This is a genomic window from Corynebacterium yudongzhengii (assembly GCF_003065405.1).
GTDB classification, from domain to species: domain Bacteria; phylum Actinomycetota; class Actinomycetes; order Mycobacteriales; family Mycobacteriaceae; genus Corynebacterium; species Corynebacterium yudongzhengii.
In genome coordinates this window covers 680384-706927 of the sequence record NZ_CP026947.1, presented here as the reverse complement: position 1 = coordinate 706927, position 26544 = coordinate 680384, and the positions used below count along the sequence as shown (strand labels likewise).

Here is a 26544-nt window from a genome sequence, read left to right as displayed (position 1 = left end):
TTCTTTAAGCCATGGGTTTCTGGGACAGACTGTTCGGCCACGATCATGCCGAACCTGCAGAGGATACGACGGAGCCGGAAGAGGTAGCGCGCTACGCGCCGACGCCCGAGCCCGAGCCTGAGCCTGAGGCCGAGCCCGGCGAATCGATCGCGGAGCGCATCCGCCGCACCCCACCCCGGCCCATGCCGGGCTTTTCTTCGGCGGCGGCTGCCCGTGGCGAGGTGGGCGTAGAGAAGCAAAAAGACAAGGCCGGGCCGCAGCCGGAACGAAGCACCGCAGAAGACGAGCGCGTGCTGGCCAACGCGGTCGCGACGTTGGCGACGGCAGGCATCACGCCGCGGCGCGAGCTGACCTTAGACGATGTGAGCACCGGGTGTTCCAGCGGGCTCAGCGGGTTCCACGCCAGGCCTTTGACCTCGACGATGAAGCTGGTCGACGCCGACGGCGAGTTCTTGTTCCGGCACGTGCATTTCGACGTCGAGGACCGCGCCCGCACCAGTGGCCGGGGCCTGGCGGACTACGCCATCGAGCTGGGCGAGGCTGCTGGGAGCCCCGTGCGGGTACGGGTGGTGCCGGATCCGGGATCGTCGGCACGCGGGAGCATCCGGGTCGACAACGGGAATCGCGTGCGCGACGTCAGCTTTGATCTCGATGCGGATTTCGGCGACCAACAGGCGGAGGACGCGCTGACCTGCGCGGTCGCTGCGCCGGGGCGGCGGGCGTATCCGATTCTCACCGATGCGCAGGGCGAACGCCTCACCGCGTGGGTCACCCGCTCCACCCCGGAGGCGTTTTTCACCGCGCTACACGGCGAAAACCCCCATACCTGCCGGTAGCCTAAAGGCTATGACCCCGACGTTTACGCATTTCCGTATCGCCCAGGCCTTGGAGCGCCGCGAGCTTATCGACGAACCCACCCCGAAGCGCGGTGATCGCAACGAATCGCGCACCTACTTCACCGCCGAAAACGGCCGGCAGGGTGCGCTGGAATCCTTCCGCAACGACGACGGCGACGAACAGCTCATGTACGTCATCGGGCTCGGTGAAAGCGACGAGCCCGAGACCGGCCACTGCAACATCTACGAGGCGCTGCCGGTCCTCGAAGACCTCTGCGGCGACTTCATCGAGGATGAGGTGTAGGGAGTAGGAACAACACCTATACCGTGCGGGCTCGCCGCGAAGACGGCTGGTAGGTCGCCACCGTCGACGAAGTCCCCGGCCTCGACCAGCTCGAAGAGTGGACGAGGACCGGCCTAGAGCTCTTTTCCGAAATAACGGAGCCATAAAAAGCCATCGCGGTTCGGGATGAGCCCATATTCTCGGTGCGCTCCGACGGGCTCGAACCGCCGACCTACTGGGTGTAAACCAGTTGCTCTTCCAGCTGAGCTAGGAGCGCGTACCGAGAGATGTTAGCACGCGCCTACAGCGCGACAGAAACCTAGCGCTTGTTGCCGCGAGCGACGAGGCAGGAGCCCTGGAAGCCGCCGAAGCGGTCGGACTTGGTCTGCACCAGCCCGGCGAGCTGAGCGGATTCGCTGATCTCGCCCGGCGGGACGGTGCCCTCCTTGCCGGCGCCCGGGGTGAGCAGCCAGATGCAGCCTTCGGAGTCGAGGTTGCGCAGTGCGTCGACCAGCCCGTCAACGAGGTCCCCATCGTCGTCGTGCCACCAGAGGAGGATGACATCGCAGAGTTCGTCGGTGTCTTCGTCGAGGAGTGCCTCGCCGATGCGGTCTTCGACGGCCTCGGGGATCGACGGGTCACAGTCGTCGCTCCACCCGAGTTCCTGGACGGTCATGCCGTCCTCGATGCACAGTCGGTTTGCGAAGTCCTGGGCTGCATCATTGTCGTTGACGGCGCCCGGAGCGTCCACCACGGCGTTAATCCTCCTATATCCGGCCCCGCTCGCACGTGGAGGGACGGGGCGCACTCGGAAAGTCACTGTATTTCTCGGGAATTTTAGCCGCTAAGACCCCACTTTTGGCTATAACTCCGACTTTTGGACACCCCGTGTCCGTCCACCCGTCACCGCGCGCTGCGCTATGAGCCATTTTTCCACGCCCTTCCTCTCCGTTCCGCAACGTCGTTGTCGCGGGTAGTCTGGAGAGACGAGAGACCCGTACGCCCGGTACCTACCACACTGAGCGTGCGCCGACCCTATACCTGGACCACAGGAGGCTATCGATGGCTGATTCCAAAACCAAACGTGGTGACTCCAACTACCCGCTTATTCGTGACGGTGTCGCATCCTATCTGCACGACACTGACCCGGAGGAGACCCGCGAGTGGATGGACTCGCTGGACGGTCTACTGGAATCAAGCAACCCCGAGCGCGCCCGCTATCTGATGCTGCGCCTTTTGGAGCGCGCCACCGCGAAGCGAGTCCCGCTGCCGTCGCTGACGTCGACGGACTTCGTCAACACCATCCCCACCACGATGGAGCCGGAATTCCCGGGCGATGAGGAGATTGAGAAGCGCTACCGCCGCTGGATCCGCTGGAACGCCGCGATCATGGTGCACCGCGCCCAGCGCCCCGGCATCGAGGTCGGTGGCCACATTTCCTCCTACGCCTCTGCTGCCCCTCTGTATGAGGTCGGCATGAACCACTTCTTCCGCGGCAAGGATCACCCGGGCGGCGGCGACCAGGTCTACTTCCAGGGCCATGCTTCGCCGGGTATGTATGCCCGCGCGTTTTTGGAGGGGCGCCTCAGCGAGGATGATCTCGACGGCTTCCGCCAGGAGGTCTCCCGCGGCCCAGGCAACGGCATGCCGTCCTACCCGCACCCGCGCGGCATGCGCAGGTTCTGGGAGTTCCCGACGGTCTCGATGGGCCTGGGCCCCATGGGCGCGATCTACCAGGCGCGTTTCAACAAGTACCTCGAAAACCGCGGCATCAAGGACACCTCCGACCAGCACGTCTGGGCCTTCTTGGGTGATGGCGAGATGGACGAGCCGGAGTCCCGCGGCCTGCTGCAGATGGGCCCGCTCTACGGCCTGGACAACCTGACGTTCGTGGTCAACTGCAACCTGCAGCGTCTCGACGGCCCCGTGCGCGGCAACACCCAGATCATCCAGGAGCTGGAGTCCTTCTTCAAGGGTGCCGGCTGGAACGTCATCAAGGTCGTCTGGGGCCGCGAGTGGGACGCCCTGCTCGAGGAAGACGAGGAAGGCGCTCTCGTCGAGGTCATGAACACCACCCCGGACGGTGACTACCAGACCTTCAAGGCCAACGACGGCGCCTACGTCCGCGAGCACTTCTTCGGCCGCGACGAGCGCACCCTCAAGCTCGTCGAGGATATGACCGACGACGAGATCTGGGCGCTGCGTCGCGGCGGCCACGAGTACCGCAAGGTCTACGCGGCGTACAAGCGCGCCGTCGAGACGAAGAACGGTAAGCCGACCGTCATCCTGGCGCACACCATTAAGGGCTACGGCCTGGGCCACAACTTCGAGGGCCGCAACGCGACCCACCAGATGAAGAAGCTGACCCTGGACGATCTCAAGCTCTTCCGCGACAAGCAGTCGATCCCCTTCGACGACGCGAAGCTCGAGGAAGATCCCTACAACCCGCCGTACTACCACCCCGGCAAGGACGCCGAGGAGATCAAGTACATGCTCGAGCGCCGCGAGGAGCTCGGCGGGTTCCTGCCGGAGCGCCGCGAGAACTACACCCCGCTGCAGGTGCCGTCGCTGGACAAGCTCAAGAGCGCCCGCAAGGGTTCCGGCAAGCAGGAAGTCGCCACCACGATGGCTCTGGTGCGCACGTTTAAGGACCTGATGCGGGATAAGGAGATCGGCAAGCGTGTCGTGCCGATCATCCCGGATGAGGCCCGCACCTTCGGCATGGACTCTTGGTTCCCGACGCTGAAGATCTGGAACCCGCATGGCCAGAACTACGTGCCGGTCGACCATGACCTGATGCTCAGCTACCGCGAGGCCACCGACGGCCAGATCATCCACGAAGGCATCAGCGAGGACGGCGCGGCCGCCACCTTCATCGCCGCCGGCACCTCGTATGCCACGCACGGCGAGCCGATGATCCCGCTGTACATCTTCTACTCGATGTTCGGCTTCCAGCGCACCGGCGACGTCTTCTGGCAGGCCGGCGACCAGCTCGCCCGCGGCTTCGCCATCGGCGCGACCGCCGGCCGCACCACCCTGACCGGCGAGGGCCTGCAGCACATGGACGGCCACTCCCAGGTCCTGGCGGCGACGAACCCGGCCGTGTGCGCCTATGACCCGGCGTTCGCCTACGAGATCGCCCACCTGGTGCACCGCGGCGTCGACCGCATGTACGGCCCGGATCACGGTGAGGACGTCATCTACTACCTCACCGTCTACAACGAGCCGGTCCACCAGCCGGCCGAGCCGGAGGATCTCGACGTCGAGGGCCTGCACAAGGGTGTCTACCTCTACCAGCGCGGCGAGCACTCCGGCGAGCATGAGGTCTCGCTGCTCGCCTCCGGTGTGGGTATGCAGTGGGCGCTCAAGGCCCAGCAGCTACTCGCCGAGGACTGGGACGTCAACGCCCACGTCTACTCGGTGACCTCCTGGACCGAGCTGGCCCGCGAAGGCCACCGCATCAACAACGAGCGGCTGCAGAACCCGGCCGGCGACCACCCGGAGCCTTTCGTTACCACCCAGCTCAAGCAGACCTCGGGCCCGTATGTCGCCACCAGCGACTTCGCCACCGAGCTGCAGGAGTCCATCCGCTTCCTGGTCCCGGGCGAGTACATCACCTTGGGCGCCGATGGTTTCGGTTTCGCCGACACCCGCCCGTCGGCACGCCGCTTCTTCAACATCGACGCCGAGTCGATGGTGGTCGCCGCGCTCATCGGCCTAGCCCGCGAAGGCAAGATCGACATCTCGGTGGCCCAAAAGGCCGCAGAGAAGTACCACGTCGACGACCCGACCAAGGCCTAAAACCTCGGTCGATGGTCAGCTACCGGCGCGCCACGGAAGCAGATAGCGAGGCGCTCAGCGCACTGCTGAACGCCTCGCATGCCGATAACCTCACCGCCGATGAACGCCGCACCGCAGGCTTCGTGCAGGGCGACTTCTCCCCTTACGCGCTGCGGCGGTTCCTCGCCGGTCCCGCCTCAGTGGTGGCGGTTGCTCCAGGTGCCGACGCCGCCCTCCTCGGCTGCGCGCTGACCTCCACCAGCCCCGCGACCACGGGGCCGGCGGCCGAGCTGGATCGCTTCTGCGCTGAGCATCTCGCCGATCGCCGCTGGGTGGCCTATGGCCCGGTAGCGGTGGCGGCGAACCAGCGCGGGCGCGGGATCACCCGCGGCATGCTCGGTATGGTTAAGCACCTACTTTCCCAGCAGGGTTTTAATTGCGCGGTGGCGTTTATCGACGAGCGCAACCAGCACTCCCTCGCCGTCCACGAACACTTGGGCTTTGCGCGTGAGGGCAGCTTTGACTACGGCGGCCATAGGTATCAGGTGGTGAGCGGCTAGACTGTGGGCCATGCAGTTGTCGGATTCCCTGTCCCAACAGTTGGCCCAGAAGTTCGGGCAGCCCACCGATGACGAGGATGCCTCGTCATCTTCCGGTGCCCCGCAGACGATGCTGGGGAAGGTGGCGCTGCGCGTCGAGAAGCTCTGTGGTTTTCCGGCGGCGGACCTGCGCCGGGAGCATACGGCCGACGATGTCGGGCTGGGTTCTTTGGGCCGCATCGAGCTGGCCGTGCGGCTCGAGCAGGAGCTGAAAGTGCGTATCGACGACCGCGTGGTCGAGGATCTGGCCACCTTCGGGGAGCTGGCCGACTACTTGGAGGAGCTCACCGGGGAGACGTCGGCGTAGAAGCCGGCTTCGGCGGCGATGTCGGTGACGACGCGTCGCAAAGCGTCTATTTCGGCAGCCGTGCCGTTGATCACCTGCTGGCAGCGTACCCCGCGCTGCCCGTCGGCGGTGCGGTCGCGGTGCCAGCGGGTGAAGAAGTCCGCCTCCAGCGGGTCAGTGCCCGGCAGCGCGGCGGTGGGTTCCGAGCGCAAGCAGATGACCTGGGCACGCTCGATGACCGGGCGCAGGCGCAGCGACAGACCAGAAACGGTCAGGCGCGCGTGCTGCGTGGCCGGTGTGGGGTCGTGGTGATGGTCGGACGCGTCCCACAGAGTGCGAGCTGCCCGGCGGGCGAGCCAGCGATCTGCGGTCCGCGGTGAGATCGTCGTCGTCACAAAGGGTCCTTTCGGCAGCGGACACACCCGAAAAGTATTCGGGTGTGTAAGACGAGGATCGTCTTCCCCAACGGCCTCGTGGCTGCGCGGAACCAAGCGGTTCGACGTCATCGATTCTTCATTCCCACCCGCCCCACGAGCAACCCTCAAGCACTACTTCATCCCCCGTTTATTCAAGCTCGACTTGAGGTTTATGGGCGGTGCGGGGCTAGTTATCCTCGCGCTCCCGGTAGCGCTCGGCGAGGCGGTTGAGCAGCTCGTCGGCCATGGCGTCGTCGGCCAGCACGCGGTCGATGAGCGTCCCCGGATCGACGTCCTCGGCGTGGTCGGCGGGGTCGTCCGAGTCGGCGACCACGTCGTCGAACGCCGTGGTGTCGGACTGGGTCTCGGTGTCGTAGTTCTCATAGGAATCGCCGCCGAAGTCCACGCCGAAGCCGGCTTCCTCCTCCAGCGCGGCATCGAGCTCCGCGTAGAGCTGTTCGCGCAGCTCCGCGTCGGCCGCCGGATCCTGGGCGAGGCCGGACTTCTCTGCCCGGCTCTGGCGGCGCTCGAGGGCCTTTTCCATCTGCCGATGCCTCCACGCCCGGATGCGGCGCGGCTCGACCTCCCGGGCGACCTTGCGAGAGCCCCGCTCAACCTTCCGGGCGGCGGCGTTCACCGGCGCCCACTCGCTGTCGCCCTTGAGGCGCCAGCCGGACCAGTAGCCGTAGATGGTCAGCGCGATGCCGATGATCGGCCCCACCACCATGCCGATGGCCAAAAAGCCGAAGGAATCGGCGATCAAGACCACCACGGTGGTGACGATGGCCGGCAGCACCGTCGGCTGGTTATTACCGAAGACGGAGGGTTCATTGCCGGTGACGACGTCGCGGACCATGCCGCCGCCGACCGCGGTGAACACGCCCATCATGACGCAAGCGAGCACGGGCAGATCGAAAGTCATCGCCTTCACACAACCCGTGGCGGCCCAGAGGCCGGAGACCGTCGCATCGCCGTGGGCCTGGGCGCGTTCCCACACCTGGCCCTTGAAGTAGATGAAGCGGGCGATCATCGCCCCCGTAAAGGCGAGGATGAGGTATTCGGGGGTGCTCATCGCCGCGACGGTGCCCCGGTTGATGAGCACGTCGCGAATCATGCCCCCGCCGAGGGCGGAGAACAGGGCGATGAAGAGAAACCCGACGATGTCGTAGCCACGCTGTCTTGCGATCGTGCCACCGATGATGCCCATGAGCAGCACACCGCTGACGTCGAAGACGCGGTAAATCAAAAGGATCTGTGGATCAACTTCCGCGACGTCCATAAGGCCAGATTAATTGAAGGTGCGGGTTTAGAGAGATTTCTGCTCCATCCAGGTGACTACGTCGAGCACGCGCACTGGGGAGATGGTCTTGGGCAGGCCGGCGGATTTACGCAGACCCTTGAGTTTCTTCACCAGATCCTTGTTTTCCTTGAGTTCCTCGCGCAGCGGCCAGATAACCCCCGAACGGGTGCCCAGCGCCTCCGAGACCACGCGGTCACCGATCGGGTAGAGCTTCGGGCGCTTGCGCGCGACCAGCTTGCCGGCGGTCGCCGGGCCCACCCCAGGGAGCTCTTTGAGCTTTGATTCGAACTTCAGCGCCTTCTTGACCTGCTTCTTCGAGGCCTTCCAGAGGTTCGTGTCCTCACCGATGTCCTTGAGCATGCCGGCGTATTCCTCGGCGTTGGCGTGCAAAAGCTCCGCGGCGACGCGCAGGCCGAAGCCCGTCCCGCCGTGCAGGTAGACGGCCATGAGATCAGCCGGCAGGAGGCGGTTCGGGTCCTCGTCGTCTTCCCCGAAGCGGTCGAAGAAGGCCTCGGTGTAGTCAATCTCCGTGCGCCCAGAGGACTTATCCAGGCGCGGGGCGTAGTAGGTGGTGAGGTATCCGACGGCGATGTCGTCGTCGTTCAAGGCCTCGGGCAGGCGGATTCCGGTCACTGATTTCATGGCTTCAAGTGTATGCATACCGCCGTGTGGCCCACGAATCTAGCGAGTGATCTCAGCCCAGATCTCGTCGTTGAACTCCTGCCACAGCGGTTTCGCCCAGTCGCCGAATTGCCGGTCGGTGAGCACCACCGCGCCGGTGCCGGCACCCGGGGAATCGACCCACTCCGGCACCATCCACAGATACGTGCCCGACATGCCGAAGTGCCCGAAGGTCTCCTCCGGCATCTCTGTGCCCATCCAGTGCGGGTCCTTGGTGCCGTGCATCTCCAGGCCCAAGCCCCAGGGCGAGGGTTTCTGCATCCCATAGCCCGGCACGATGCCGCGCAGGTCCGGATACTGCACGCTCAGCGCATCGCGCACGGTCTTCTCGTGCAGAAGTTGGGGGTGGATGAGCTCGCGGGTAAAAGCGATCATGTCGTTGAGCGTCGAATAAGCCTCGTGCCCGGCCGAGCCATAGAGCGCGGTTTCGTGCATCTCCAGCGGGTCGAGCACCGCCAGGCGCAGGTACTGGCGGAAGGTCATCCCGGCGACCTCTTCGATCTTCTCGGCGAGGATCTCGAACCCGGCCGAGGAGTAGATGCGGCGCTCTTCGACGTCGCGCTCCGGTTCCCGCGAATCGAAACCTACCCCGGAGGCGTGCGCAAGCAGGTGGCGCACGGTGGAGCCTTCCGGGCCCAGCGGCTCGTCGAGCTCGAAGATGCCCTCCTCCACCGCGACGAGGAAGGCCCAGGCACTGAGCGGTTTGGTCACGCTCATGAGATCGAAGATGTTATCGACTTCCCCATGGGTGGTCACCTCATCGCCAGAGATGACGGCGGCGGCCACGGTATCGACCGGCCAGTCGTCGATCTCGGCGAGCACGTCTCGCATAGTCATGCCGGCCATCCTAGCGGGCGGGCTTGAACCACTCCGCGACGCGCAAGCCCAGTCCCGGTTCGGCGGCCTCGCCGTCGAAACCCGGCTCGAGCAGCTTCGCGAACGTCAGATCAGAAAACAGCCCCTCGCGCTGCCAGTTGAACCAGGACCCGGGCAGGTCTACCTCGGCGAGGCGCAGCGGGCGCTGGACCTGCTGGACCGCTAGGGCGACCACGAGCTGGCTCGCCACCGTCGGGGTGCCCTGCCACCGGGTGCGCATGGCCCAGGCGACCTCGCCGATGGTGGTGCGAAAACGCTCCGCGAACTCTTTGTCGATGACCGACCAGCTCTTCGCCGGTATCCCGCCTAGGACCTTGAGCTCGTCGGCGACCTCGGCGGCGTCGGCGTCCTGAAGGAGCGCGATGTCGTCGTCGATATCTGATTCCATCTGGCCGATCACCCAGCCCAGGGCGCCGATGAAGATCTCGCTAAGTGCGATAGGGCCGCTGGGCCAGTCCAGCTCGCGACGCATCTCCGGCGGCGCAGAGTTGCGTAGGTTATCCAGCCCGCGCTGCTCGGCGGCGGCGCGCACGATGATCTTTTGCGGATCCGGCGTGCTCTGCGTGCCCGGGGCCTCGAGGTCGAGGAAGTTGATGCCGGTCAGCGCGAGGTGGTCGCCGTCGACAACCGCGGACCAGTCGACGTTCCACACCACCGCGCGGCGCAGGTCCTCGCGCACCCGGGTGATCTCGGCGTTGCGCAGCTCTGGGGCGCCGACGCTCGTGGGCACGATCTCGCGGAGCGCTCGCCCCGTGACCTCATCCGGGTCGTGGACGGTAAACGTGAGCTCGACCTGCAGGGTCACGGTCTTCGGCTCGCGGGAGTTGGCGGGTTCGCTCATATCCCCCAGCGTAGTGCCGCCCGCCGCTAGTCGCCCTGGGCGCGGCGCACCTGGCTTCCTTCGTCGACAAGCCGGCTGTAGACGCGGTCCTGGAATTCGATCGCCTTGCTGTCGCGGAGCTCGACGTCCATGTCGCGTTCAGATTTGCGGCCGTCGCGCAGTTGGTAGATGCGTTCGGTCTCGACGTCGACGATGAGCCCGAAGACGACCATGATGTTGATGCCCCAGACCGCGAACATGAGGGCCAGTACCGTACCGATGGCGCCGTAGGAGCTCAGGCTCGTCAAGAAGCGCAGGTAGAAGAAGAACAGCGCGCCTACGACCGTGATCCCGAACAGCGCGATGATCGAGCCGGACGAGAGCCACCGGAACTTCGGCGGGGCGGTGTTCGGGGTGAAGTGATAAAGCACGTCGAGCATGAGCATCAGCGTGGCGGCGACGACCGGCCACTTCAGCCACTGCCAGATCGGCAGGAAGGTCTCGGTCAGCGCGAGCACGATGTTCTGCAGACCGAGAGGCTCGGCGATCGGGACTAACAGGGCCTCGACCAGCGGGAAGTTCAGGCCGAGTGCCGCGAGCACGATGAGCATCCCGAGCACGAGCACGATGGTGACAAGGAACATCGACAGCCACAGTCGATACAGCGGGCGGCCTTCGCGCACGCCATAAATATCGTTCGCGGTGCGGGCAAAAGCGCGGACGTACGCGCTCGCGGAGAACAGCGAGATCGCGATCGAGATAATCAGACCGACGATGCCTCCGGCGGCGGAGCCGACGACGGTGGCCACCACATCCTTAGCGACGGCCTCGTAGCCCTCCGGCACGAAGTCATCGACAACCCTATCGGTGACGTCGGCCACAAGCCCCTGATTGTTGGCCAGAAACAGCGTGGCAAGCGAATACAGCGCCAGCAAGGTCGGCGCGAACGCGAGGGACGTGAAGAACGTGAGCTTGGCGCCGTTGTCGATCTCCCGGCCCATCCAGAACGCCACCACCGAGCGGCGCAGGACATACCAGCGCTGCTTTAGCGTCGGTGCGGTTCTAAACGGGTTATGCACTTCTCCATCTTCACACAGGTTGCCCACGGGTGAGGTCATTGGAGGCTCGCGCGTGCCGGTGGGTGGTTAGGGGCTCGGTGGGCTGAAGATGCGTGGGATCAGCTTCATAGGTTACCCCCGAGGATTTTTACAGTTGCCGTCGTTGGTTGTGTCGGGGTTTTGCTTATCGACGGACCCCACCCCGCCCCATTCTTTGAACCTTGAACTACCGCACGCGCCGAAGAATGCGCTCGCGCGCACCCGTAGACTCATCTAAGGTTTGCCTATGACTTCTCCCGCCGCGGCTTCCCGCACTCGCCTCGTCGCCCCTGACCTCGCCCGCGGCTTCGCGCTGTTGGGTATCGCCTGGGCAAACATCTCTAGTGCTTGGGCGATCCCGCCGGGGAACATGGCGGGCGCGATGCTCGGCGGCGTCGGCGACAACACGCTTCTCGACGCCCCGTCCGTCGTCGCCTCCGCCACTTTCGCTCACGTGCGCGGGTTACCGATGTTTACCACGCTCCTCGGGTTCGGCATCGGGCTGCTCTGGCTCAGCCTCACGCGCCGGGAATACCCGGAGAAAAACCGCCGCCGGCTCCTGTACCGCCGCTACGGGTTCTTGGCCTTGTTCGGCCTGATCCACCTGGTGTTCATATTCTTCGGTGACATCATGCTGACGTACGGCCTGCTCGGCCTACTCGTCATCGCGCTTACTCGATTCGACGACAAAACGCTGCTCATCCTGTCGGGGGTCCTGTTTGCTATACCGACTCTCGGGACCGCGTCTACTCTGCTCTTTACCTCGCCGGAGCTACTCAGTACCGATCCCATGAAGTTCCTCCCCGACTTCGCCGACTACCCCGGCTACCTCTTAGCCAGCTTGCTCGTCTTACTCACGGTGATCCTGGGCGCACCGATGTACATCCTCACGCTCATGCCGCTCATGCTGGTCGGCTTCGTCGCCGCCCGCCGCGGCGTCCACCGCCACCCGGAGAAGTACATCCGAGTGCTGACCGGCTGGGTCATTGTCGCGGCAGTGGTCATGCTCACCATCGGACTGCCCTGGGGCCTCGCCGAGGTCGGCGTCCTGCCTAACGAGTGGGCCCCGTACTTCATGGACGCCAACCAGACCCTCGGTATGCTCACCGGCCCGGGCATTGCTGCCGGAATCCTGCTCGCGTGCCGACGCCTCCAGCGTTCCCTCGACGCCGGCTCCCCACTTCCGCTTCCGGTGGCCATGCTGGTCGCCCTTGGTAAGCGCTCAATGACGGGCTACCTGCTGCAATCCGTCATCTTCTTCGTGGTGTGCCTGCCGTTCACACTCAATCTCGCCTCGGATGTTGGAGCGTTCGGGCAGTTCCTCGTGGCGCTTGGGACGTGGCTGGCCACGTTGGTTTTCTGCTGGCTACTGGAAAAGGCAGGCAAGCCTAGCCCGTTCGAGAAGGTCCACCGTCTACTCTCCTACGGCCGCAACGGCCTGCCGGATCGCTTCCCACATGCTGATGCCCATGCAGCTAGCACAGGCGAATCCGGCGACGCGAGCGCCAAATCTTAGGGCAAGTGCCTACTCATTACGCACGTGCGTAATCGGGAGACGGCCCTTCGGCCCCGGGGTGGAATCGAAGCCCGAGGCCGCAAGCGCCTGCCGTGGGATAGTCCGCCACTGCGCACGTACGTAAAATCCCTGGGCGAATGACGGTGGCGAGCCCTGCACAGCGGGCACCATCCGAGATCTCCGGGGTCGCCGTTAGATTCTCTATGCCACGGCATAATGCTCTGAAAATTACGCACGCGCGTAATCCGGGGACGGCCCCTCGGCTTACCGTCCGGGAGCCGACTCCTAGCTCTAAAGGAGTCGGGCCTTCTCCCCTTCCCTCGTCTGAAACTCTCACCAGGATTACGCACGTGCGTAATCGAAAATCAATGGATTCCGGGAAACTCATAGGGACACGGGACACACTGTTGCCTCAGGCCCCTGCTTTTACGCACGTGCGTAAAAAAGGACCGGATTCCTCGCCCTTCGACCCAACCGGGCCGCCGCAACGACCCCGCGAGCGAAAACAGTCGCAGACTCTCTATGCCGCCGGATAGTCCGGAGCGAGTTGCTACGCACGTGCGTAATCGGAAATCGATGGATTCTGGGAAATTCATAGGCATGCGAGGAATACTGCCACCTGAGCCCAGACCCAGAATCCCTATGCCGCGGCATAGTGCGAACTGGGTTTTACGCACGTGCGTAATCCGGATCCAATGGATCCCGGGAAACCCATAGGTGCACAAGGACACACTGTTGCCTCAGGCCCCTGCTTTTACGCACGTGCGTAAAACAGGACCGGATTCCTCGCCCTTCGACCCAACCGGGCCACCGCAACGACCTCACACGCGAAAACAACCCCGGACCCACTATGCCGCCGCATAGTACGGAGCAGGTTGTTACGCACATGCGTAATCGGAAATCAATGAATCCCGGGGAACTCATAGGCACGCGGGACGCACTGTCACCTGCGCCGTGCGGCGAACACTGATGCCGCCGCGTTTGGGGCCCCTGAGAGCCGAGGAGTCTGCTGCGCCGCCGAGGCTGGGACGTGACGGCCAAAGCCGGATGGCTTTTACCAACTACCCGAAAAAGTCGCTACCGTCTTGCCGGAGAAGCTCTACCAACAAAGCGCATCTGACACTCTCGCTCCCGAGGGATAGCCGCCAGAGATTACGCACATGCGTAATCGAGTCTCCAAGCCCCAGAGGAGTCGACCCCGAAAGCTACGCGGCATGGAGTTCTTCACACATCTTTACGCACGTGCGTAATCGAAAGCACGAGAAGCTGCCACCGGTCCCGGCTCCGAGCCACTCCCCCAGAGCCGTCCCCTGACCCCAGCGACCCCAATGACGAGCGGCACCGCAAGAAGTACGTCCACCCCATTCAAAAAGATGCCACGGCGAGGCAAGCTCGACTCCCCGCGAGTTCCTCCGTGACCGTGACACACCGACGTAATTGTCGGAGAAACGCCCTCATCCCTGAAAAACACCCCAGCACAGCAGATCCCCGGCCGGAATCGACCGGGGATGTGCTACGCGGTGGGGCCAGCGGGGCTCGAACCCGCGACCAGCGAATTATGAGTTCGCGGCTCTAACCGACTGAGCTATGGCCCCGCGGAAAGTATAGCGAGCGTCACTCGAGCAACAGAATTTCCACCACCCAACACCGCAAAGACCACCACCTAAGAAATAGGAGTCACCTTTATTTCTAGTCCCATTTCCCTTAATCTAATCATTAGTATTATCTCCGAGAGATCGTGAGCCGCCATGCTTATCGTCCACCTTGTCATCCTGCTCGGCGCCATCGTTTTGGGAGCTCGCATCGGCTCCATCGGCATCGGCTTAGCCGGCGGCGCGGGGGTGATCCTCCTCGGTGCGACTGGCGTTCCGGTCACTCGCGAGGACATCCCGTTCGACGTCATCGGGATCATCATGTGCGTCATCGCGGCTATTGCGGCGATGCAGCGCGCCGGCGGCCTCGACTACTTGGTGCACCTGGCTGAGCGTTTGCTCCGTCGGAACCCGAAACGCGTCACGCTGTGGGCGCCGATCGTCACCTGGACCATGACGGTGTTCGCCGGCACCGGCCACACCGCCTTTTCGACGCTCCCCGTGATCACCGAGGTCGCAAAGTCCGGCGGCGTGCGCCCCTCCCGGCCACTGTCGGTGGCCGTGATCGCCTCCCAGATGGCCATCGTCGCCTCCCCGATCTCCGCGGCCGTCGTCTTCATGGCCTCCATCCTGGAACCGCTCGGCGTCGGCTACCTGCAGCTGGTCACCGTGATGATCACCTCGACTTTCCTCGCGATCATCCCCACGACGCTGCTCGCCAACCGCCTGGGCAAAGAGCTTGACGACGACCCCGTCTACCAAGAACGCCTCGCCGCCGGCCTCGTCGCCCCACCGCGCGAGCAAAGCAAGTACACCGCCCCGGCGGGCGCGAAGGAGTCCGTCGGCATCTTCTTGGCGGCCATCGTCGTCGTGATGGTCTACGCGACGCTCATCTCCGAGCAGGTCGGCCTTATCACCGACCCGAGCCTGCCGCGCAACGAGGCCATCATGGCGATCATGCTCGCCGCTGCGACGATCATCGTGTTGGTCACCAAGATCCCGACCCCGGAGATCCTCACCACCCAGACGTTCCGCTCGGGCATGTCGGCGTCGGTCTGCGTGCTGGGTGTGGCGTGGCTCGGCACCACATTCATCAACCACTACCTCGACGACATCGAGGCACTGTCCGGCGACATCCTGCGCAGCCAGCCGTGGCTACTCGCTGTCGTCTTGTTCTTCGCCGCCTGCCTGCTCTACTCGCAGGCCGCCACGGCCCGCGCGCTCGTCCCGGCCGCACTCGCGATCGGCGTCAGCCCGCTGACCGCCGTCGCCGCCTTCCCCGCCGTCTCCGCGCTGTTCGTGCTGCCGACCTACCCGACGCTGCTCGCGGCCGTCGAGATGGACGACACGGGCTCCACGCGCATCGGCAAGTTCGTCTTCAACCACCCGTTCATCGTCCCCGGCACGTTCAACATCATCGTCAGTGTGTTGCTGGCGTACGTGATTGGCGCCGTCGTCATCTAAGCGGGAAGCAACCACTTTTAATTGAAGTTTTCCCTGTTCAAAGGCCACAACGGGGCGGCTATGTGATATTTATCTCACAAGCTGCTTCTCGACGAGCGTGCCCACGCCTCCTACTCCACAGTAAAGGTCATACGAGTCCCGACCTGACGTTAGAAGCCCACATGCCCGCCCCGCTCAGCCGCCGCCACCTCCTCCAGGGCGGCAGCCTTCTCGCCGCCACCGCCGCCCTGACCAGCCTGCCGCTGCAAGCCACCGCCCAGGAGACCTCCCGTGCCTCCTCGTCGCGCCGCCTGCAGTTCAACCCGGACGGCACGTTCCGCATCATGCAGTTCAACGACACCCAGGACAGCCCGCTAACCGACCGGCGCACCATCGAGTTCATGGAGAAAGCCCTCGACGAGGCTAAACCCGATTTCGCCCTCATCAACGGCGACGTCATCAACGGCGATCCCACCACCGCCGAAGAGGTCTACCAGGCGATCAACAACGTCGTTTTGCCGATGGAAAACCGCTCCATCCCCTGGGCCGTGACCTTCGGTAACCACGACGAGGACTCCGCCGAAAGCAACGGCACCGGTGTCTTCGAGGCGCAGATGCTGGAGTTCCTGCGGCAATACGCACACAACTACAACCCCGCCGACGACCCCATCGTCGGCCATTCCAACGGTCAGCTGTTGATCAACGACTCCGCCGGCAACCCCGGCAAGTTCGCCATCTGGCTTCTCGATTCCGGCCGCTACGCCCCCGAGGACCCCGCCGGCCAATCCACCGAGGGCCTGAAAGACTACGACTGGATCCGCCCCGAGCAGATCCGCTGGTACACCGATACCTCGATCGCCACCGAGAAGGAATTCGGCCGCAAGGTCCCGGGACTGATGTTCTTCCACATCCCCACCTTCGAGCACCACCACATGTGGTACGGCCAGCAGTTCACCTCCAACGAGATCGAACGGCATAAAGCCGCCGAGCGCCACGGGATCGTCGGCGAGAAGAACGAGGACTGCTACACCGGCCTGTTCAACTCCGGCATCTACGCCGCCGCCTTCGAGCGTGGCGACATCCTCGGCATGTACTGCGGCCACGACCACATCAACACCTACATGGGCAACTACTACGGCATCGAGCTCGGTTACGGCCCGGGCACAGGCTTCGGTACCTACGGGCTTAACGACGGCACCTGGCACATGCACACCCTGCGCGGCGCCCGCGTGTTCGAGCTCAACGAGAACTCCGAGCGTGTCTACGACTCCACCCGGCTCATCTTCGCCAAGGACTTAGGCGTCGACATGAACCCCCAGCCGCAGCCCCTGGATGCCCCAGCGGAGTTCCCCGAAAGCGTCCGTCCCATCGCGGGCGCGGACTCTGCAGACTCTGCGGGACCCATCGCGGGCGCGGACTCTGCAGACTCTGCGGGATCTGCGGGGTCCATCCTGCCGAACCTCTCCAGCGAGCTCGGCAGCTCCGGCTGGGATTCTTCTCAGTAAAACTGCCGGTGAATTTCCTCGGAATTTTATGCCAACTCCCTGTGCCGGAGTTGGCGTTTTAAGCTTCAATCAACCACAGTGCAGGTCATGAACCAATCACGTCGCCGCTTTCTCCAGTCCGCCGCAGCCACCTCCGCCATCGCCGCCACCGGCCTCGGCACCGCCCATGCCCAAAGCTCGATGAGCTCGGGGAAGTTCTTCCCCGGCTCGAGCACGCCTGAGCCCGTCGACACGCCGCGCGGTGACCTCCCGTTCCTCCACGGCGTCGCCTCCGGCGACCCGATCCCGGACTCGGTCATCCTCTGGACGCGCGTGACTCCCTCCGAGGACGCGATGCCCGGCTCCGGCGCGAGCGAGGACGTCGAGCTGCACTGGGAGGTCGCCACCGACGAGGGCTTTGGCGACGTCGTCGCCTCCGGCCAGGTCACCGCCACCGCGGCGCAGGATCACACCGTGCACGTCGATCCGCACGGCCTGCAGCCGGGGACCGTCTACTTCTACCGTTTCATCGTGATCTCCGGGGACTACTCGAAGACCGTCTCGCCGGTGGGCCGGACGCGCACCGCACCTCACTTCACCTCGTCGCCCGAGAGCATACGCTTCGCCGTGGCCTCGTGCGCGAACTGGGAATCCGGATTCTTCTCCGCCTACCGCGACATGGCGCAGCGCGGACGCTCCGGCGACCTGGACTTCACCCTATTCCTGGGCGATTACATCTACGAATACGAGAACGGCTACTACTCCGGTTTCGGTCCCTACCGCCTCAACGAGCCGGCGCATGAGACCGTCACTCTGGCTGACTACCGCGTCCGTTATGGCCAGTACCGCACCGACGGTCACCTGCAGGCCGCGCACGCCGCCCTGCCGTGGATCGTGGTCTGGGATGACCACGAGATCGCCAACAACAACTGGCGCGAGGGCGCTGAGAACCACGACCCAGAGACGCAGGGCGATTGGAAGGCGCGTCGCGACGCCGCGATGCAGGCCTACTTCGAGTGGCTGCCGGTGCGGGCGACGTCGCCGTCGGAAGGCGGTCACATCTACCGCTCCTTCACCTTCGGCGATCTCGCCGAGCTCACCGTCATGGATTTGCGCACCTACCGCGACCAGGAGGGCAACGCCCTCGATGTGCGCACCTTCAACGACCCCAACCGGACAATGCTCGGCTCCGAGCAGGCCGAGTGGCTCGAAGGCAAGATCTCCACCTCCGATGCCGCCTGGAACATCCTGGGCAACTCCGTGATGTTCTCCCCGATGAACCTCATCACCTTGGACAACGATCAACGCACGGAACCGGTCTCGAGCTTCCTCAGCTCCCACCGCGTCGACGGGATCCCCCTCAACTCTGATCAGTGGGACGGCTACTCCGCGGCGCGTCGTCGGCTGCTGGAGCTTCTCGACGCCAAGGACTCCAAAGTCCTCTTCTGCACCGGCGACATCCACACCGAGTGGGGCCACACGGTCAGCCTCAACGGCCGCGAGCTCGGCGCTGAGGTGGTCTGTGCGTCGATCTCGGCACCCAACGTCAACGAGATCCTGCTCCTGCCCGAAGGCAACGGCGTCTCGCGCCTAGCTCAGGAGTTCCTCCGCGCCGCCAACCCGCACATCAACCACGTCGAGCTCGATTCCCACGGCTTCGCCATCGCGACCGTGCACCGCGAGCACGCCGACATGGAGTGGATCCGGGTGGCAGACTTGGCCGACCCGAACGCTTCCACCGTTGTTGCTCACTCGTGGCGATGGGGCTAAAAATCCGCCCTCACCAGTCGATTTGGTGAAGATCTAACCCACCATTAGAGTTGGTATCCGTTGCAGCAAAGCAGCGGATAATCCTCCATAGCTCAGTTGGCAGAGCATTCGACTGTTAATCGAAGGGTCACTGGTTCGAGCCCAGTTGGAGGAGCAGAGTCTAAGCCCCGTCTACCAGCGAAGGTGCTGGTGGGCGGGGTTTGTTTATGTAGCGATGTCGATGGCTACTGACCGCGTCGTTGTGAGGCCTCAGACATAAAGGTCATAGTGCACAACAAAGCGGGCATCAGTCAGTTCCCTACCGGGAACGAGGATTCAACCTCTTATCAGGACATGATGCCCGTTTTGTCACGCTGGGGGACAGTCAGTCGACAGGTCGCATAAAAGCGGATAGGTCAGGCTGACTGTCCGAACTCACTATACCACTAGGGGTGTTAACCCTCCCCCTTAAGCCCAGATTGACTGAGGTCAGGACCGAAATCTCACAGCTACACAGTGAAAACATCCCCTCCGAAACGGGTCCCGCCTGGTCGAAAGGAGGCCTGTCTGCGGGGTCCTTTAGTGTTGGTGAATTCGACCAGCGCAAGCGCACCATAAACACACGGCCAGGCAAGCGCCCCATCCCCACCTACAGAAACCCCTCACCCCTGCACGTCAGCAGAAGCGGATTCGCTCGGCACGGGAGCGGGATCCTCGCCCGCTCCCCCGGCGAGCGTCAGTGCGGCCCACGCGATGCCGGTGACAGCCTGTTGGCTGAGCGTCGCGGCTCGGCGCGCAACGTGTTCACCTGCACCGCTCACTGTGGGCCCTTCTGTCGTGGTAGGTCATGCAAGTCCGGCGTGACACAACCGCATTTCCCTGCTGGTTTTGCCATGCGAAGCCTTAAAAGAAATATAACCCACCGGCGATACCTAATCCAGAGCCTCTCAGAGTCCACCGGATCCGGCCGAGTAGTTCTCCATCGCGATGTCATCCTCGGCGAAGGCGTCGAGCACCGGTTTAACCACCTTCCACGCCAGTTCCGGGGTCCCGGCCGGCACTTCGCGCACATCTTCGCCGGTCAGCAGGGACTTCGTGAGGCGCGCGTACGGCCCGTTCGCGGTTCCGCGGCCGTTAAAGGCCACCCGCAGCTGCGCCGGCGAGTCCCGCAGGTGGGCCGTGATGTCTTGACGCGGGTTCCCGATCGCCTTGCCCGTGCGCAGCAGGATCTCGCTGCCGCGCCACTGCGGAGTATCTACCTCAACGATCTTCTCGGTGAAGGTCTCGGTGTCGTTTGCCGGATCCACGCCTTCTTCGTCGAGGTAGTTGGGGACGGGGCCGTCGGGAAGCTCGCCCGCCGTATAGCGCCCGCGGCGCGTGCGTGAGAGATCCACCGTCGCATGCTCCAGGATCTCGGCGACGCGCTCTCGATCGCCGCCGGCGAGCAGGTGCGCCATCGTCTGCAGGAGATGCGACTGCACCATGTCTTCGACCGCGCCGCTCGAGTCATAAAACGCGGCCCGCCCCTCGAGCGCGAGGTCTTCCTCGTAGACGATCTCTAGGCGCTCGATTTCCTCGGAGTTCAACACCGCGCGCAGGCCAGCGCGCTCACGCAGCGTATCGACGGCCGCCACCACCGCCGGTTCGTACAGGAAATGGTCGATGCGGTACAGGTGGTGCTTATCGACGATCCCGCGTCCAGCTTCTTCGAGCGCGGCGGCGGACGCCGCATCCGTGCCGAGGGGTTTCTCGAGGGCGAGGATGGCGCCTTCGGGAAGCGTGCACTGGCTTAAGGCCTGCACGGATTCGTAGGTGATGGCCGGGGCGAGGGCGTAGTAGACGATGAGGTGTTCGTCGTCACGCGTGCTAGCGATCAGCTCGCCGAGGTCTTCGGCCGAGGTGGCATCGGCGGAGACGTAGGTGGCGTGGGCGGCCAGGACGTCGCCAAGCTCGCCGCCGACCGCCTCGCGCACGAAGCCGGCGTAGTCGTCGAGCTCGCTGCGCCCGACGGCCGTGATGCGCACCCGCTCCGCCTCGGCGCGCGAGGTGGTGGCGAGGAAGTCCGCGAGGCCGGGAAGCAGCAGGCGGCCGGCGAGGTCGCTGGCGCCGCCAAGGATAAGCAAGTGAGTATGAGTGATCATGGCCGCCAGAATAACGACGCGGACGCGTACAGTGGGAAGCGTTACCTTAGAGCCACCCTGTCCGCTATCCAAGGAAGAGTCGCTACCTCATGATCCAGTTCGTCATCGGTGCCGCTGCCGGATATGTGATCGGCACGAAGGCCGGCCGAAAGCGCTACCGTCAGCTGAAGAAGGGTGCCGAGACGGTGATCAACTCCCCCGTCACCCGCCAGGTGGTCATCAGCACCCGCAAGGCCGTGGCCAACAAGCTCGACCCCCAGCCGCGCATGCGGGAGGTCAAGAACCTGCGCAAGGACAGCCGCACCGACGGCCAGACCGTGCTCGAGCACGACGAGGACTAGCGGAAAATCAGCGAAACGCCCGGTCGTTGAGCTCTCGGCGCGCTTGCTCGAGCGCCACGATGTCGGAAAACAGGCTGTTGTAGGCCTCCTGGTTCTCGGTCGGGCGCATACGCTGCAGCTGGGCTTTGAGCAGAGCAATTTGGTTGCCGACGAGCTGCTCCTGCAAACGGCACAGCACCGTGTCGGCGTATTCCTCTAGAGGCTTGTCGCTGCGGATCTCCTCGACCGCCAGCTCGGAGACGAAGTTACGCCCCGAGTAGTCGAGCATCTCGCCGGCCACCGCGGCGATCCAGTCGACTCCCCCGTCACCGGCGTTCTCGAGGCCCCCGGCCTTGGCGATCGCATCCCGGATGGCCTGGTAGGCGGAGTTGGTGAAGGCGTCGTCGGCAAGCCCGTCGAAGTAGCTGCCCGCCACCTGCGGCTCTTGCAGCGCCAGCTTGATGGCCTCGCGCTCGGGCCACAGCCGGGGATCGCGCGGATTCGGCGGGATGACCATGGGGTTCTCGTCGGCGGGGCGGGTGGTGGCGTCGTCGAAACGCGTGGCCCGGGGCAAGCGCCGGGTGTCCTTCTTCGGCTTGGCCACCTCCTCGCGGACTTGGCGCAGGATGTCATCGGGGTCCGACCAGCCGACCCAGCCGGCGAGCTGGCGGGCGTAGTCGGTGCGCAGGACCTCGTCGCGGACGCCGGCGACGACGGGGATGGTGCGTCGCAAAGCTTGGAGACGCCCCTCGGCGGTGTCGGTGCGGTACTCGTTGAGCAGCGAGGTGATCACGAACTCGAACATCGGGATCCGCGCGGCCACCAGATCCCGCAGCGCCACATCGCCCTTCTCCATGCGCAGGTCGCAGGGGTCGAGCCCCTCGGGGGCGACGGCGACGAAAGACTGGCCGGTGAAGTTCTGGTCCCCCTCGAAGGCGCGCAGGGCGGCCTTCTGGCCGGCCTCGTCGCCGTCGAAGACGTAGATGAGCTCGCCGCGGAAGTAGTTATCGTCGAGCATGTGGCGGCGCAGCACCTGCAGGTGCTCTGTGCCGAACGCCGTGCCTGAGGAGGCCACCGCCGTTTTCACCCCGGCGGCGTGCATGGCCATGACGTCGGTATACCCCTCGACCACGACCGCCTGGTGCTCGCGGGCGATATGCTTCTTCGCCTCATGCAGCCCGAAGAGGACCTTGGACTTGTTGTAAAGCATCGTCTCGCGGGTGTTCATGTACTTACCCGCGGGGTCGTCGTCATAGAGCTTGCGGGCGCCGAAGCCGATGACGTTGCCCGTGACGTCCTTGATCGGCCAGAGCAGGCGGCCGCGGAACTGGTCGATGTAGGTGCCGCGGCTGGTGATCGTCGATAAGCCGGCGGTCTCAAGCTCCTTCTGGGAAAAACCCTTGCGCAGCAGGTGTTTGGTGAGATGCTCCCAGCCCTGCGGGGCGTAGCCGCACTCGAAGTGGTGGATGAGCTCGGGACTGAAGCCGCGGTCCAACAGCAGGTTGCGGGCCTTCTCTGCCTCCGGGGTCTCCAGCTGGGCGCGGTAGTACTCGTGGGCAGCCTTGTTCGCCGCCAGCAGGCGCTTGCGGGTGCCGGGCTCGTAGTTGCGCCCGCCGGTCGAGCCGCCCTCGTAGCGGATGTGGTAGCCGATCTTGTCGGCCACCGCCTCGACCGCCTCGGGGAAGCTCAACTGTTCGACTTCCATGAGGAAGGAGAAGACGTCACCGCCCTTGTCCGTGGAGAAGCAGTGGTAGTAGCCGCGCGCGGGACGGACGTGGAACGACGGGGTGCGCTCGTCCTTGAAGGGGCTTAGGCCCTTGAGTGAGTCGTGGCCGGCGGGTTTGAGCTGGACATATTCGCCCACGATCTCCTCGATCGGGGCACGCTCGCGAATCGCCTCGATATCGCTCTGCGGAATCCTGCCCTTCGCCATGGGGACGATTCTAGCGCGCGGGGCCAAACCCGCCGGCCGCGCTTTTCGCGCTCCTTGTACGAGCGTTTCGCAATCGTCGGAAAGCCGTGCGACGATAAGACCATGACAGATTCCTCATCGCGCGGGCGCAAGGGCCCGACAGCTGTGGCCTCGGTCGCCGGGCTCCTGCTCGCCGCTGGGGCAGCGTACCTGGGACTCTACGGCTTCGATAGCTTCGGTGGCTCCGGCGGCGTGGCCAGCGGGTCGGACACCTGCGCGATGGAGACCCTGCCGGACGAGGCGCACGATACGGCCGCGGACATCCAGGCCGGCGGACCTTATCAGTTCCCGGAGAACGACAACACGCGCTTCGGCAACTACGAGGGCGTCCTTCCTGATGAGGAACTGGGCTACTACCGTGAATACACGGTTGTCACGCCAGGGCTGGATCACCGGGGTGAACGCCGCATCGTCACCGGCGGCGGCACCGAGACGGATCCTGAGGTCTGGTACTACACGGACGACCACTACGAGTCCTTCTGCGAGATTCCCGATGCCGAAACATAACCCGAACCACTTCCTCGTCTACTCCTACCCGGACCACTCCGGTTCCCCGGTGCTGCTCACCCACCCGTTGACCTCCCGGGAGGAGTTCTTCTCCGAGCTCGCCTCGGCGCTGCGCCAGCCGAAGCAGGTCAAGCGCCCCGCGCCGAAGAACCTCGACGCGATGGCGGATCTGCTCAAGGAGGCGAAGGTGAAGAAAGTGATCTGCTCGGCCTGGCAGCTCAACGAGGCCGATGACCGCGCCATCCGCGCCGTCTTTAAAGACCTCGGCATCGTCTTGGTGCGCTGAGATGCCCGCAGCTCACGACTACTGGGATCGCCTCGGCGTCTCGGATGACCCGCTGATCGATCGCACCGATTCTGCTTTCGCCCGCGGCCTGCCGAGCTGGCCCACTGGGTATGAGCGCTACCGCATCATTCGCACCTGGCAGTCGCTCATCATCGCCACCGAGGGCCTCTTTCCCCGCGGGCTCGAGTGCTATCTGGAACTGCCCCACGCCGAGGGCATCCTGCGCGGCCAGGTCGAACACCAGTGGCATCTCAGCCTGCTATCCAGCTTCGCCTCCGGCATCGCCACCGGCGCGCTGCTGCCCCTGCCGGCCGCCACGGCGCTGCCCGCCCCGCCGAGCGCCCCTTTAAACCTCTATGGCGAACTGCAGGGCCGGCTCATCGTGCCGGTGCTTATCGACGTCCACGTCCCCTCCCGCCCCGCCCACCACGAAGGGATACGCTACGTGCCGCTCACCCCGATCACACCGGAGGAGTTCGAGCACGTCCGCGCCGGGGGCCTCGAGGACGTGATGCGCATCCGCCGCGAGGCGAAGACGCATCACGTGGTCGTCGATAGCCGAGAGGTCACCGACGGCTTCATCGCCCAGCTGCCGGCTAGCCCAGATAGCCGCTGAGGTCCGCGGAGTTGCGGGCGAGGCGCTCGAGGCGGGACTCGGTCAGGGAGGCGATCTGGTCGACGATCACGCGCTCGCGCTCGGCAGGGGTCTCCGCGCGCTCATACCAGTGGCGATACACCCGGTCGAGCCCGCCGATCCCGGCAGCTGTGAGGTAATCCCAGACCCGGTAGATCCGCTCGCGCTGCCGGTCCTGGCGTGCCTTATGGGCGGGCATGTCCATGACGTAGAGCACCGCGATGGTCTTCAACAGCGTGACCTCCGCGCCCGCATCCGGTGGGATGACCAGGCGCCCGTGGCCGCGGCCGAGAGGTTCGTCGCCGGCCTCTTGCAGCGTGGCGGTGATCCCGGCGCCGACGAAGCGCCCCACCAGCTCCGAGGTCATCTTCTTTAAGGTGACATAGCCCTGCAGTGAGTGATCGAAGTCGGCAGCCTGCGCCACGACGGGGAGCTCGCGGAGGCGGGCGGCGGCGTCGAGAAGCTCGTCGACGTGGCCACCGAAAGCCTGCGCGCCCTTCTCCGCCAAGGAGACCAGCTCGAGGAGATCCCACAACACCTGCAGCGAGATGCGCCCGGAGACGATGCCGTCTTCGACGTCGTGTACGGAGTACGCGATATCGTCGGACCAGTCCATGACCTGGGCTTCGACCGGCGGCAGCTCGGTCTCATGGCCGCGGCGCACCCACTGCAAGATGGCGGCGTCTTCGTCATAGGCGGAGTACTTGCGGTTGGTGGTGCCATCGGCACGCGTGCGGGTCACGGGGTACTTGCACGCCGCATCGAGCGAGGCGCGGGTGAGGTTGAGGCCGAGCGAGTTGCCGTCATCGTCTAGCACCTTCGGCTCCAGGCGGGTGAGAATCCGCAGGGTCTGGGCGTTGCCCTCGAATCCGCCGCAGTCGGCGGCGACCTCGTTGAGCGCGACCTCCCCGTTGTGCCCGTACGGCGGATGCCCCAAGTCGTGGGTGAGCCCAGCCATCTCGCAGAGATCCCCCGAAAGCCCCAGGCCGGTGCCGATGCCGCGGGCGATCTGCGCGACCTCCAGGGAATGCGTCAGCCGGGTGCGCGGGGTATCGCCGTCGCGCGGGCCGACCACCTGAGTCTTATCCGCTAACCGACGCAGCGCCGCCGAGTGCAGCACGCGCGCGCGATCGCGGGCGAAGTCGTCCCGGGCGTCGGCCTCCGCGCCTTCGTACTGGCTGGCCTTAGGCTTTTCTGAGAAGCGGCGCACGGTGTCCTGCGGCTGGTAGTCGTAGCTCACTGCCCCTCCTTCCTGCGCAACTCACGGTGGCGTTTTCTTCTCGACGGACGCAGCCACCCCTCCACGTAACGCAAAGCTTGCTCTACGCGCCTGGCGGCGCGCGGGCCGGCGAGCGCGCGCACGTCTTGCACGTAGAGCCCGCCGACCTCGTGGGCGAGGGTGAGCCACCACGTCTTCGCCGGAAACGTCGATGGGCAATAAGGCGTCGGCGCGGAGAAGGCGTCGATGCCCGCCAAGCGCGAGATGATCTGGGCGCGCAGCGCGTGGTTCGGGTCGGTGACCACGAGGGTGGACCCCGGGCGGTAGCCGAGCAGCTCCTCCATGGAATCGCGGGTGCAGCAGCCGACGGGCACCTCGGTGATGCGCTGATCTGGGATGCCGTCGTCACGCAGCTCGCGTGCCGAAACCGCAGCTTCGGTAAAACGGTCGCCGGGCAGGTTGGCGCCCAAGGTGTAGACCTGCGTACGCGGGTATTTTCGCGCGAGATCGCGGGCGTGGTCGATGCGGGCGCGCAGATGGCGAGAAGGCCGGCCGTCGTACTGCGCGGTGCCTAAAACGGCGATCGAGTCCGGGTTATCGAGGCCGCGAGGCAGAAACTGGTGGGCGATTATGCGCACCGGAGCGGCGAGAGCCCCGACGACAGGCAGCGCCAGGGCGAGGATCCGGAAAGCTTTCACATCACGCAA

The 26544-nt window shown here is 64.9% G+C and carries 24 protein-coding genes and 3 tRNA genes; 14 read left to right on the top strand and 13 right to left on the bottom strand.

The window, feature by feature from the left end:
* The first annotated feature begins 11 nt into the window (after nucleotides 1–11).
* Complete coding sequence (locus tag C3B44_RS03295; protein WP_108431116.1) at nucleotides 12–836, top strand: hypothetical protein; 825 nt, start codon at nucleotides 12–14, stop codon at nucleotides 834–836.
* A gap of 10 nt (nucleotides 837–846) precedes the next feature.
* Complete coding sequence (locus C3B44_RS03290) at nucleotides 847–1140, top strand: hypothetical protein (RefSeq protein WP_108431115.1); 294 nt, start codon at nucleotides 847–849, stop codon at nucleotides 1138–1140.
* Between the two features lie 183 nt (nucleotides 1141–1323).
* Here the strand turns inward: C3B44_RS03290 and C3B44_RS03285 are convergent.
* Together C3B44_RS03285 and C3B44_RS03280 are read right to left on the bottom strand one after the other, a co-directional pair.
* Nucleotides 1324–1396: transfer RNA gene (locus C3B44_RS03285), tRNA-Val, on the bottom strand.
* Between the two features lie 42 nt (nucleotides 1397–1438).
* A complete protein-coding gene (locus C3B44_RS03280) occupies nucleotides 1439–1873 on the bottom strand; it encodes a DUF3052 domain-containing protein (RefSeq protein WP_108431114.1) in 435 nt (144 codons plus the stop codon).
* A 308-nt stretch (nucleotides 1874–2181) separates the two neighbouring features.
* Between C3B44_RS03280 and aceE the strand changes: the two genes are divergently transcribed.
* The 3 genes from aceE to C3B44_RS03265 are packed head-to-tail and all read left to right on the top strand — an operon-like array spanning nucleotide 2182 to nucleotide 5805.
* On the top strand, nucleotides 2182–4920 hold the full coding sequence (gene aceE, locus C3B44_RS03275; RefSeq protein ID WP_108431113.1) for a pyruvate dehydrogenase (acetyl-transferring), homodimeric type: 2739 nt from the start codon (nucleotides 2182–2184) through the stop codon (nucleotides 4918–4920).
* Nucleotides 4921–4931: 11 nt separating this feature from the next.
* Complete coding sequence (locus C3B44_RS03270) at nucleotides 4932–5459, top strand: GNAT family N-acetyltransferase (protein ID WP_108431112.1); 528 nt, start codon at nucleotides 4932–4934, stop codon at nucleotides 5457–5459.
* 10 nt (nucleotides 5460–5469) lie between these two features.
* Complete coding sequence (locus tag C3B44_RS03265) at nucleotides 5470–5805, top strand: acyl carrier protein (RefSeq protein ID WP_108431111.1); 336 nt, start codon at nucleotides 5470–5472, stop codon at nucleotides 5803–5805.
* Here the strand turns inward: C3B44_RS03265 and C3B44_RS03260 are convergent.
* The 6 genes from C3B44_RS03260 to C3B44_RS03235 all read right to left on the bottom strand — a co-directional run bounded on the left by C3B44_RS03260 (nucleotide 5769) and on the right by C3B44_RS03235 (nucleotide 10956).
* On the bottom strand, nucleotides 5769–6179 hold the full coding sequence (locus C3B44_RS03260) for a hypothetical protein (RefSeq protein ID WP_108431110.1): 411 nt from the start codon (nucleotides 6177–6179) through the stop codon (nucleotides 5769–5771). The two genes, C3B44_RS03265 and C3B44_RS03260, sit on opposite strands and share 37 nt — an antisense overlap.
* Nucleotides 6180–6387: 208 nt before the next feature.
* Nucleotides 6388–7479 carry a trimeric intracellular cation channel family protein gene (locus tag C3B44_RS03255; protein ID WP_108431109.1) on the bottom strand — a complete coding sequence of 364 codons (1092 nt, stop codon included), beginning with the start codon at nucleotides 7477–7479 and terminating at the stop codon, nucleotides 6388–6390.
* Nucleotides 7480–7506: 27 nt separating this feature from the next.
* Entirely contained in the window at nucleotides 7507–8142 is a 636-nt protein-coding gene (locus C3B44_RS03250) for a DUF6308 family protein (protein ID WP_146183465.1), read from the bottom strand.
* A gap of 39 nt (nucleotides 8143–8181) precedes the next feature.
* A complete protein-coding gene (locus C3B44_RS03245) occupies nucleotides 8182–9018 on the bottom strand; it encodes a serine hydrolase domain-containing protein (protein WP_108432534.1) in 837 nt (278 codons plus the stop codon).
* Between the two features lie 10 nt (nucleotides 9019–9028).
* Entirely contained in the window at nucleotides 9029–9898 is an 870-nt protein-coding gene (locus tag C3B44_RS03240) for a hypothetical protein (protein WP_108431107.1), read from the bottom strand.
* A gap of 26 nt (nucleotides 9899–9924) precedes the next feature.
* The gene (locus C3B44_RS03235; RefSeq protein ID WP_159077375.1) at nucleotides 9925–10956 is read right to left on the bottom strand and encodes a YihY/virulence factor BrkB family protein; all 1032 of its coding nucleotides are present in this window, start codon (nucleotides 10954–10956) and stop codon (nucleotides 9925–9927) included.
* Nucleotides 10957–11221: 265 nt separating this feature from the next.
* Between C3B44_RS03235 and C3B44_RS03230 the strand changes: the two genes are divergently transcribed.
* Entirely contained in the window at nucleotides 11222–12490 is a 1269-nt protein-coding gene (locus tag C3B44_RS03230; RefSeq protein ID WP_108431105.1) for a DUF418 domain-containing protein, read from the top strand.
* Nucleotides 12491–14011: 1521 nt separating this feature from the next.
* Here C3B44_RS03230 and C3B44_RS03225 read toward each other — a convergent pair.
* Nucleotides 14012–14085: transfer RNA gene (locus tag C3B44_RS03225), tRNA-Ile, on the bottom strand.
* 153 nt (nucleotides 14086–14238) lie between these two features.
* Here C3B44_RS03225 and C3B44_RS03220 point away from each other — a divergent pair.
* The 4 genes from C3B44_RS03220 (at nucleotide 14239) to C3B44_RS03205 (ending at nucleotide 18933) form a co-directional block, all read left to right on the top strand.
* Entirely contained in the window at nucleotides 14239–15546 is a 1308-nt protein-coding gene (locus C3B44_RS03220; RefSeq protein ID WP_108431104.1) for an anaerobic C4-dicarboxylate transporter, read from the top strand.
* Between the two features lie 161 nt (nucleotides 15547–15707).
* Complete coding sequence (locus tag C3B44_RS03215; RefSeq protein WP_108431103.1) at nucleotides 15708–17030, top strand: metallophosphoesterase family protein; 1323 nt, start codon at nucleotides 15708–15710, stop codon at nucleotides 17028–17030.
* Between the two features lie 87 nt (nucleotides 17031–17117).
* On the top strand, nucleotides 17118–18779 hold the full coding sequence (locus C3B44_RS03210) for an alkaline phosphatase D family protein (RefSeq protein WP_108432533.1): 1662 nt from the start codon (nucleotides 17118–17120) through the stop codon (nucleotides 18777–18779).
* Between the two features lie 81 nt (nucleotides 18780–18860).
* Nucleotides 18861–18933: transfer RNA gene (locus C3B44_RS03205), tRNA-Asn, on the top strand.
* 772 nt (nucleotides 18934–19705) lie between these two features.
* Here C3B44_RS03205 and C3B44_RS03200 read toward each other — a convergent pair.
* Nucleotides 19706–20899 carry a glucose-6-phosphate dehydrogenase gene (locus C3B44_RS03200; protein WP_108431102.1) on the bottom strand — a complete coding sequence of 398 codons (1194 nt, stop codon included), beginning with the start codon at nucleotides 20897–20899 and terminating at the stop codon, nucleotides 19706–19708.
* A gap of 89 nt (nucleotides 20900–20988) precedes the next feature.
* Between C3B44_RS03200 and C3B44_RS03195 the strand changes: the two genes are divergently transcribed.
* The gene (locus C3B44_RS03195; protein ID WP_108431101.1) at nucleotides 20989–21240 is read left to right on the top strand and encodes a hypothetical protein; all 252 of its coding nucleotides are present in this window, start codon (nucleotides 20989–20991) and stop codon (nucleotides 21238–21240) included.
* A 7-nt stretch (nucleotides 21241–21247) separates the two neighbouring features.
* Here C3B44_RS03195 and dnaG read toward each other — a convergent pair whose 3' ends face one another.
* A complete protein-coding gene (gene dnaG / locus C3B44_RS03190; RefSeq protein ID WP_108431100.1) occupies nucleotides 21248–23152 on the bottom strand; it encodes a DNA primase in 1905 nt (634 codons plus the stop codon).
* 102 nt (nucleotides 23153–23254) lie between these two features.
* Here dnaG and C3B44_RS03185 point away from each other — a divergent pair, with 102 nt between their 5' ends.
* Genes C3B44_RS03185 through C3B44_RS03175 form a run of 3 tightly spaced genes read left to right on the top strand, consistent with a single transcriptional unit; the run spans nucleotide 23255 to nucleotide 24600 of the window.
* Nucleotides 23255–23698, top strand: coding sequence for a guanyl-specific ribonuclease (locus tag C3B44_RS03185; RefSeq protein WP_108431099.1), 444 nt, complete (start codon nucleotides 23255–23257; stop codon nucleotides 23696–23698).
* On the top strand, nucleotides 23685–23984 hold the full coding sequence (locus tag C3B44_RS03180; RefSeq protein WP_108431098.1) for a hypothetical protein: 300 nt from the start codon (nucleotides 23685–23687) through the stop codon (nucleotides 23982–23984). The genes C3B44_RS03185 and C3B44_RS03180 overlap by 14 nt, the downstream gene beginning before the upstream one ends.
* Nucleotide 23985: 1 nt before the next feature.
* Nucleotides 23986–24600, top strand: a complete 615-nt coding sequence (locus C3B44_RS03175) for a suppressor of fused domain protein (RefSeq protein WP_158268642.1) — start codon at nucleotides 23986–23988, stop codon at nucleotides 24598–24600.
* Here C3B44_RS03175 and C3B44_RS03170 read toward each other — a convergent pair.
* Nucleotides 24581–25858, bottom strand: coding sequence for a deoxyguanosinetriphosphate triphosphohydrolase (locus tag C3B44_RS03170; RefSeq protein ID WP_108431096.1), 1278 nt, complete (start codon nucleotides 25856–25858; stop codon nucleotides 24581–24583). The genes C3B44_RS03175 and C3B44_RS03170 overlap by 20 nt on opposite strands.
* Complete coding sequence (locus tag C3B44_RS03165) at nucleotides 25855–26535, bottom strand: YdcF family protein (protein ID WP_235840423.1); 681 nt, start codon at nucleotides 26533–26535, stop codon at nucleotides 25855–25857. The genes C3B44_RS03170 and C3B44_RS03165 overlap by 4 nt, the downstream gene beginning before the upstream one ends.
* Nucleotides 26536–26544: the final 9 nt, after the last annotated feature.

Coding starts and splice junctions, on each gene's coding strand:
- C3B44_RS03295 (WP_108431116.1), top strand. CDS start 12: ATGGGTTTCTGGGACAGACTGTTCGGCCACGATCATGCCGAACCTGCA.
- C3B44_RS03290 (WP_108431115.1), top strand. CDS start 847: ATGACCCCGACGTTTACGCATTTCCGTATCGCCCAGGCCTTGGAGCGC.
- aceE (WP_108431113.1), top strand. CDS start 2,182: ATGGCTGATTCCAAAACCAAACGTGGTGACTCCAACTACCCGCTTATT.
- C3B44_RS03270 (WP_108431112.1), top strand. CDS start 4,932: ATGGTCAGCTACCGGCGCGCCACGGAAGCAGATAGCGAGGCGCTCAGC.
- C3B44_RS03265 (WP_108431111.1), top strand. CDS start 5,470: ATGCAGTTGTCGGATTCCCTGTCCCAACAGTTGGCCCAGAAGTTCGGG.
- C3B44_RS03255 (WP_108431109.1), bottom strand. CDS start 7,479: ATGGACGTCGCGGAAGTTGATCCACAGATCCTTTTGATTTACCGCGTC.
- C3B44_RS03250 (WP_146183465.1), bottom strand. CDS start 8,142: ATGAAATCAGTGACCGGAATCCGCCTGCCCGAGGCCTTGAACGACGAC.
- C3B44_RS03245 (WP_108432534.1), bottom strand. CDS start 9,018: ATGACTATGCGAGACGTGCTCGCCGAGATCGACGACTGGCCGGTCGAT.
- C3B44_RS03240 (WP_108431107.1), bottom strand. CDS start 9,898: ATGAGCGAACCCGCCAACTCCCGCGAGCCGAAGACCGTGACCCTGCAG.
- C3B44_RS03230 (WP_108431105.1), top strand. CDS start 11,222: ATGACTTCTCCCGCCGCGGCTTCCCGCACTCGCCTCGTCGCCCCTGAC.
- C3B44_RS03220 (WP_108431104.1), top strand. CDS start 14,239: ATGCTTATCGTCCACCTTGTCATCCTGCTCGGCGCCATCGTTTTGGGA.
- C3B44_RS03215 (WP_108431103.1), top strand. CDS start 15,708: ATGCCCGCCCCGCTCAGCCGCCGCCACCTCCTCCAGGGCGGCAGCCTT.
- C3B44_RS03210 (WP_108432533.1), top strand. CDS start 17,118: ATGAACCAATCACGTCGCCGCTTTCTCCAGTCCGCCGCAGCCACCTCC.
- C3B44_RS03200 (WP_108431102.1), bottom strand. CDS start 20,899: ATGATCACTCATACTCACTTGCTTATCCTTGGCGGCGCCAGCGACCTC.
- C3B44_RS03195 (WP_108431101.1), top strand. CDS start 20,989: ATGATCCAGTTCGTCATCGGTGCCGCTGCCGGATATGTGATCGGCACG.
- dnaG (WP_108431100.1), bottom strand. CDS start 23,152: ATGGCGAAGGGCAGGATTCCGCAGAGCGATATCGAGGCGATTCGCGAG.
- C3B44_RS03185 (WP_108431099.1), top strand. CDS start 23,255: ATGACAGATTCCTCATCGCGCGGGCGCAAGGGCCCGACAGCTGTGGCC.
- C3B44_RS03180 (WP_108431098.1), top strand. CDS start 23,685: ATGCCGAAACATAACCCGAACCACTTCCTCGTCTACTCCTACCCGGAC.
- C3B44_RS03175 (WP_158268642.1), top strand. CDS start 23,986: ATGCCCGCAGCTCACGACTACTGGGATCGCCTCGGCGTCTCGGATGAC.